Genomic DNA, 6691 nt, shown 5'->3' with positions numbered 1-6691 from the left:
TGGCGCATCCGCTGCGGGTCGAACAGTTCGGTCGCCGGTCGGCTCAGCGGCGCGGCCACCCCGGCGGGCAGCCCCGGATCCAGCCGCGCCGCGGCGACCACCTCGTCGCGGTCTACCGGGTGCCGTCCTACGACGACGGCGGGGACGCCGCCGAGGTGCCGGTGGACGGAGACGAGCCGCCTCCGGTGACCTACCAGTGGCTGTTGCGACCAGCCACCTACCTGGCCGATCACTTCGCCGAGCTGGCCCGCGAGGCGGTACGCCAGCACGGTGGCCTGCCCTCCGGCGCACCACAGGGGATCATCGCGCGGGTGGTCGGCCCCGACGGCCGTCCGGTCTGGGCGATCATGGTGACCACCACGCCACTGTCGGTCCTGACCTTCGAGCGCTTCGGCGAGACGGTGTTCCGGGCCACCCCGCAGCCGCACTTCGAGGTGGAGGAGCGGGTGCCCAGCCCGCAGCCCGGGACGGTGCAGCGGCGGCCGGTCGCCGACCGGAGCGCCCTGGTCGCCATGGTGGACGAGGAGCTGAGCGCCGACATCCGGCAGCGGCTGCGGACCGCTTCGCCGCGCGGCGAGACCACCAGCGCCCAGGAGTACCAGGCGCAGATCGAGCGGGCCGTCGACGCGGAGGTGACCCGGCGGGTCGACGCGATCCTCGCCTCGGTGGGCGGGGCGACGCCGACGTGCCTGGTGGTGGTCAGCATCGGCGGGGTGTCCCTGCTGCTGGTCGGCACCGAGGAGACCGACGCCACCCTGCACTGGACCGGCACGGCCAACCTGCTGCCGATCACCATCGAGCAGCACCCGGCGGCCCCGCCGGACCCGAACGCGCCACCCGGCGGCGGCACGGGTTCCGGCACCGGCACCGGCACCGGCACCGGCACCGGCACGGGCACGGGCACGGGCACGGGCACCGGCACGGGCACCGGGTCCGGCAGTGGGTCGGGCGGCGCCGGCGGCACGGGCACCGGGGCGGACGGCGGCACCGGAGGCAGCGGGGACGGCAGTGGTGGCGGCCGGCGGGGCGGGTTCGTCTTCGACCCGAGCAGCCCGAGCGCGCCGGCCGGCGCCGAGGGCAGTCGGTTCCCCGTCGTCGGCGGCGGGCACTCGACGATGCCCGCCTGCGCGCCGTTCAACGGCGAGCCGGAGTTGGCCGCGCTCGGGCCGGACGGCGACGAGCTGCGTCGGCTGATGGACGACATCGCGTTCCGGCTGCAGATGGGTGAGCCGTGCCGCTATTCGGCGAACTTCTGCCTCCAGGCCGCCGCCGTGCTGCGCGGCCGGGCCGCGGCGATCAGCCTGCTGGTCGGCTCCGCCGAACGCGAGGCGTTCACCCGGCCCGTCCCCGAGGGCACCGGAGGGCTCGGCCCACTGGACTTCCGGCCGGTCGCCTCGCCCGCCGTGCAGTTCCTGCGCCACCTGGCCGGGGTGGTGCCCCGCCTGGACCACCTCGCCCAACTGGTCATGGGCCGTTACAGCCAGCCCGAGCACTTCGCCCGCGTCCAGGGTGGCTGGATCGACTCATCCGCCTCCTGGAACCTGCACTTCGTCCAGGCGCTCAGCCCAGCCGTCAAGGCCGCGGTGGGGCAGCTGTTCATCGTCGGCAGCCAGGCCATGCTGGTGCAACTGCTGCTCAGCTCGCAGACCGGCATCAACGCGCGGATCGCCCACTTCGACCAGTACGCGCCGATCTTCGAGCGGTTGATCGTCTCCCAACTCACCGACTACGCCGAACTGCAGGGGCTGCGCGAGCGGCTGCGCCGGCACGAGGCGGCCCGGTGGACGGCCGAGCACACCGACGCCGGCGGCGGCGTCCTCGCCACGGTGAGCATGGCCAACCCGTCCACCGCCTGGTACGGGGCAGCCCGCGCCATCTCCACCGCGTTCCTCGCCACCGAGGCCGCCCTGACCAGCCCCGGCGCGGCCGGCGAGATCGTCGAACGCGACGGCGTCACGCGCATCCGCGACTCGCACGCGGTGCTGTGGACCCTCGCCGACATCGAACAGGCGTTGGTCATCCAGCGCGGCGAGGCCGAGGGCGTCGACCCGCTGGTCAAGCAGATCACCGACCTGCCCGACGTGCTGGCGCGCTTCGCCGGCAACCGGTCGGCGATCCGCGACGAGTTGTGGCGGGTGCTGCAGGACATGCGGCGCAACAACACCGAGATGCTGGGCCGCGCCCGCACCGATGCGCACTTCGCCTTCCGGTCCAGCCGGATCAGCGAGCACATCCCGTCGGCCACCATCGCCGGGTCGAGCTTCGCGTTGCAGGGCATCCACCTGGTCACGCACCAGCAGATCGGTGAGTTCTTCGGCGGCAACCTCTACTACGCCACAGGCGTCGACAGCCTGTTCCACACCGAGCTGGGCCGGGAGGCGCTGAGCGCGTTCGCCATCATGGTGGGGATCATCGCGCTGTCCGTTCTCTGCCCACCGCTGGGCTTCGTGGTCGGCGTGGCCGTCGCCGCCGTGGACGTGGTGCACGCCCACCAACGTGAGCGCCTCTACGGCTCGATGCTCGACCCGGAGCTGGTGCTCACCCGCACCGAGGTCGAGGTCGAGCTGTTCGCCGCGTACCTCGGGCTGGCGATGTCGCTGATCCCGGAGGCCGGCACCATCGGCGGCGCGGCCGTGCGCGGCGGCCGGGTCGCCCTGCGCTTCGGCGTCCGCGCGGGGCTGCGCGCCGCCCGGGGGTACGTGGTACGCCGGGTCACCCGACAGATCGTCGAAGCCGCCTCCCGCGACCTGCTCCAGGCGTTCCTCACCGAGATCCTGCTCAACGAGGTGCTGGAACGGGTCGTGCAGAAGCTGATGGAGCCGATCCTCGCGTACGTGGAGCGCGAGGCGATGCTCAGCGGCGCGGTCGGCGGCCCGGAGGGCGCCCGGTTCATCCTCATGGTGCTCGACTCGCAGCACACCGCCGCGTCCGGCCCGCGCGTGCCGGTGGTGCGGCCGTGACCGGGCCCCGCCGGTTCCGGGCCGGCCGGTTCCTCGACGCCGCCGCCGTGCACGCCGCCGCCGACGCGAACCCCCGGCTGCGCCGGTTCATGCGGACCATCGCCGAGCACAGCGAGGCCGGCGAGGTGCGGTCGCGGCGGCTGCTGGAGCACCTCATCCGCCGCATCGTCGACGACGTCGGCGACCTGCACCTGGGCAACGCGCTCAACCGGCTGGAACGCATCGCCGTCCTGCGGGACAACATCGCCGCGATCCTCGACCACGTGCTGGAGGGTGGCACCCTGCCCGAGGGGGTGCGGGTGGCGACCCTCGGGGAGTACTTCGACCAGCTCAGCACCGAGATGCGCGAGCTGAGCCGACCTCGCGAGGGCATCGTCGGCGACGCGCCGCTGCGGTTGGCCGACGACGCCGGCGCGTACGCCGACTCGCTGCTGCGCGAGTTCGACGGCGGCGGCGCGGCCGGCCGGCACACCGAGCCGGCCGCGATCGTCGGTGACGCGTTCCGGGCCATGCCGGCGGACCGGCAGGCGGCGCTGCGCCGCGCCGCCGAGCTGGAACCGGCCGCGCTGTGGCGCGCGGTGGCCGCCGAGAGCGAGGGTGGCAAGCGGGCGGCCGTCGCCGACCTGGAGGCCCGCCTCGGCGGTCGGCTCACCCCCGACGAGCTGGCCCGGCTGCGCACCGCCGTCGACGACCTCGGCCGGGCCCGCTCGCGCGGCCTGCAGATGAGCGACGCCCGCCTCGCCGACGCCCTGGCCCGCATCGGTGACCCGGAACTGCGGGCCGTGGTGGCTGGCGGCGACGTCTGGCTCACCCAACAACTCGCCGTGCACAACCCGGAGGCCCTGGCCACCCTGTGGCGGCGCTTCCGCGACGGGGGCGGACGCGCCGACGACGGCCCCGGCTTCCGCGCCTACCTGCGCCACGACATGGTCACCTATGGCCGGGGTGTCCTCGGTGAGTACAGCGCCGCGTTCTCCCTGAGCAGCATCGAGCTGTTCCTCAAGGGACCCGACGCCAACGTCAAGGTCGCCGGCACCGACCTCGTCGGCATCGGCCACGACGGCTGGGTGTGGCTCGTCGACGACAAGTCGCACCGGGCGAGCAGCGTCGCCGGGGTCAGCGCGCTCACCGACAACCTCGTGGTCAACCTGCGCCGCGACGCCGCCGACTTCCGCGACGCCATCGCGCGGCTGCAACGCGACGACCCCGGCTTCACCCCGGACCCGCGCATCCTCGACGCGATCTCCCGGATGGAGGACGCCGCCGCCGAGATCGACCGGATCAACCGGCGCGGCTCCGCGTCCACCCGACCCGCGCGCATCAGCGCGGCGCTTGAGGAACGCCGGCTGCGGCTGCGGGTCACCAGCGCCGCGGGCGAGGTCCGCGAGATCACCCAGGCGCTGCGCGACCTGGGCCTGGCCGTCGAACCCACCGGTACGCCGGTGCCGCTGCCACCCGTCGGAGGGCGTTGAGCATGGCCATCACCAGCAGCTTCATGCGCTACGGCACGGTCCCGTCGGCGATCATCAGCGACGGGGTGCTGCCGATCCCGCTCTGGGCGGTCACCGCCATCTCCCTCGCGCAGACCTACCACCTGCCGCCGATCGGCTCCACCGCGCACAAGGCCATCGTGGCCACCCACGACGACACCATCACCCTGACCGGGGTGCTCGTCGGCGCGGAACGCTACGCCTGGAAGTTCGCCCTGGAGACGATGGCCGAGGCGAGCAAGCGGGGCACCGCCCTCGCGGCGTACTCCGGGGGGAAGTTCGGCGGGCTCATCCTCGTCACCTCGATGACCATCCGCACCGACATGCAGGTGCAGTCACTGACCTTCAACGCCTCGGCCGCCCGCCGCGACGTCCTGGACACCACCATCACCCTCGTCCACGTGCCCCGTCCCAGCCTGCTCGGCAAGCTGCTCGACGTGGCCAGCATCGGAGTCGGCGCGCTCGCCGACGGGTTGGGCAACTGATGCCACCGTTCCCGATCGACCGCTACCTGCTGCCGGAGACGCCCATCGAGGTGCCCCCCGGGTTCACCGAGGTCCGGCAGGGCCTCACCGCCGGCCTGCCGCACCGCGTCGAGCTGGGCGCCGGCGTGCACGCGGTGCTGATCCTGCCCACCGGGCTGGCCCGGCAGTGGCTGAACACCGACCCCCTCGCCGTGGTGAGCAGCTCCGCCGACGACCTGACGCCCCGACCCGCGCCGCCCGCCACGCCCCGGGCGCCGGCCCTGGTCGGTCGGGTGCCGCTGCGCCTGGTCGTCCGCCAGGGCACCCGGATCCTCGGTTCGGTGCCGCTCGCCGCCCGCCTGCGCCGGGTCTGCCCCGACGCCGGCACACCCGTCGACCCCGCCGGGACCACCCCGGTCGCCGTCGAGGTGGTGGTGCTCGCCTGGCTGCTGCACGCCGGGACCGTACGCGGCTCCGGCGACTACGGCTCCACCCTGACGGTGGCGTGGCGACCCGCCGACCGCGCGGTCGACACCTTCGGGCCGCCGCCTATCAACGAGTTCGTCTGGCGTCGCCGCCCACCCGCGCAGCGCGTCGAATCCGAGCTGGGCCCCGGCAGGCTGCGCTACCGCTACCTGCTCGACAAGAAGATGCGGAGGGTGCTGCGGTGACGCTCACGCCGTTCCAGACCGGCCAGGTGCGCCAGGGCGCGGTCGGCAACGACGCCGGCTGGACCCTGACGTTTCACCGGGAGACCCCGACCGGGCTCAGCCCCGACGTCGCGCTCACCCTGTCCAGCGCCGACTACTACGCGGCCATCGACGCCGCGCTTCCGGAAGGGCTGGGCCCCGGCGCGTACACGATCACCGTGCAGGGCCTGATCGACGAGCACTTCGCCGCGCTGCGTACCGCCGAGGGGCAGCCGCCGCTGGTGGCGAAACTGCACCTGTACTGGCGCGACGCCAACACCTCCGTCGGCGCGTTCTTCACCAACCTGGTCGGCGTCAACGCCGGCCCGACCCCGGCCGAGCTGACCCAGGCGCTGGTCGCCGTGCTGCGGGTGACGAAGGTGCGCCGGCTCACCGGGGAGCGGACGTACGACACCGAGCTGACCCTCGTCGAGCAGGCGTACGCCCGCCTCGGGCAGCGGGTCGCGGAACGGTTCGAGGCCGCCACCTTCACCGCCGCCATCCAAACCATCCGCGACCGGACCCGGGTCGACGTGACCGGGTGGGGCGCCAACCCCGACGGCACGATGACCCGGGGTGCCACCGAGGCGGCCGGCGACGAGCGGGTCGCCTTCGGGGCCGGGCTGCTCTACCGCGCCGCCCTGGAGCGCATCGGCGGCGCGTTGCAGCAGTCGCTCAACGCGTACGGGCGGGGGATGCTGCTGATCCGCGACGGCACCGTGCACGTCGGGAAGCGGCCGATCCCGTACCCGGAGGGGGAGCCGAAACCGCTCACCCTGGCCACCGGCCTGCTGGAGTGCACCGAGAACGGCACCCAGGACACCGACCCGTACGCGGCCACCGAGACCGGCGGCACGGCCGCACCGCGGCGCAGGGCGTGGACGCTGACCCTCAAGGGCCGCCCCGACCTGAAGCCCGGCGACCTGGTGCGCTTCGATCCGCCGGCGACCGACGAGGCCACCACGCTGGGCAGTGTCGGCGCGGCCCTGCTCGGCTCGTTCGCCGCCCCGTTCGCCCCGTCGACGGGGGAGCTGGGCGCGGGGGCGAAGCTGCTCTACCTCAGCGCCGCCCGGCACACCCTGTCGCGT

At 74.1% G+C, this 6691-nt stretch carries 5 protein-coding genes; all 5 read left to right on the top strand.

Going from position 1 to position 6691, the window contains the following annotated elements; all coding sequences use genetic code 11:
* Window positions 1-119 precede the first annotated feature (119 nt).
* Complete coding sequence (locus tag AB0J68_RS23720; RefSeq protein ID WP_363940508.1) at window positions 120-2960, top strand: hypothetical protein; 2841 nt, start codon at window positions 120-122, stop codon at window positions 2958-2960.
* Window positions 2957-4432, top strand: coding sequence for a hypothetical protein (locus AB0J68_RS23715; RefSeq protein WP_363940507.1), 1476 nt, complete (start codon window positions 2957-2959; stop codon window positions 4430-4432). The genes AB0J68_RS23720 and AB0J68_RS23715 overlap by 4 nt, the downstream gene beginning before the upstream one ends.
* A 2-nt stretch (window positions 4433-4434) precedes the next feature.
* Window positions 4435-4935 (top strand): hypothetical protein, encoded by a 501-nt coding sequence (locus tag AB0J68_RS23710; protein ID WP_053659787.1) that lies wholly within the window; start codon window positions 4435-4437, stop codon window positions 4933-4935.
* Complete coding sequence (locus AB0J68_RS23705; protein WP_363940506.1) at window positions 4935-5585, top strand: hypothetical protein; 651 nt, start codon at window positions 4935-4937, stop codon at window positions 5583-5585. Before AB0J68_RS23710 ends, AB0J68_RS23705 begins: the two co-directional genes overlap by 1 nt.
* A partial coding sequence (locus AB0J68_RS23700; RefSeq protein WP_363940505.1) for a hypothetical protein occupies window positions 5582-6691 on the top strand: 1110 nt, incomplete at its 3' end. The genes AB0J68_RS23705 and AB0J68_RS23700, both read left to right, overlap by 4 nt.

The sequence above is a fragment of the Micromonospora sp. NPDC049580 genome (assembly GCF_040675595.1).
Classification (GTDB): domain Bacteria; phylum Actinomycetota; class Actinomycetes; order Mycobacteriales; family Micromonosporaceae; genus Micromonospora.
The sequence above is the reverse complement of the archived record's forward strand: the minus strand, read 5'-3'. Positions and strand labels throughout refer to the sequence as shown.

Coding starts and splice junctions, on each gene's coding strand:
- AB0J68_RS23710 (WP_053659787.1), top strand. CDS start 4,435: ATGGCCATCACCAGCAGCTTCATGCGCTACGGCACGGTCCCGTCGGCG.
- AB0J68_RS23705 (WP_363940506.1), top strand. CDS start 4,935: ATGCCACCGTTCCCGATCGACCGCTACCTGCTGCCGGAGACGCCCATC.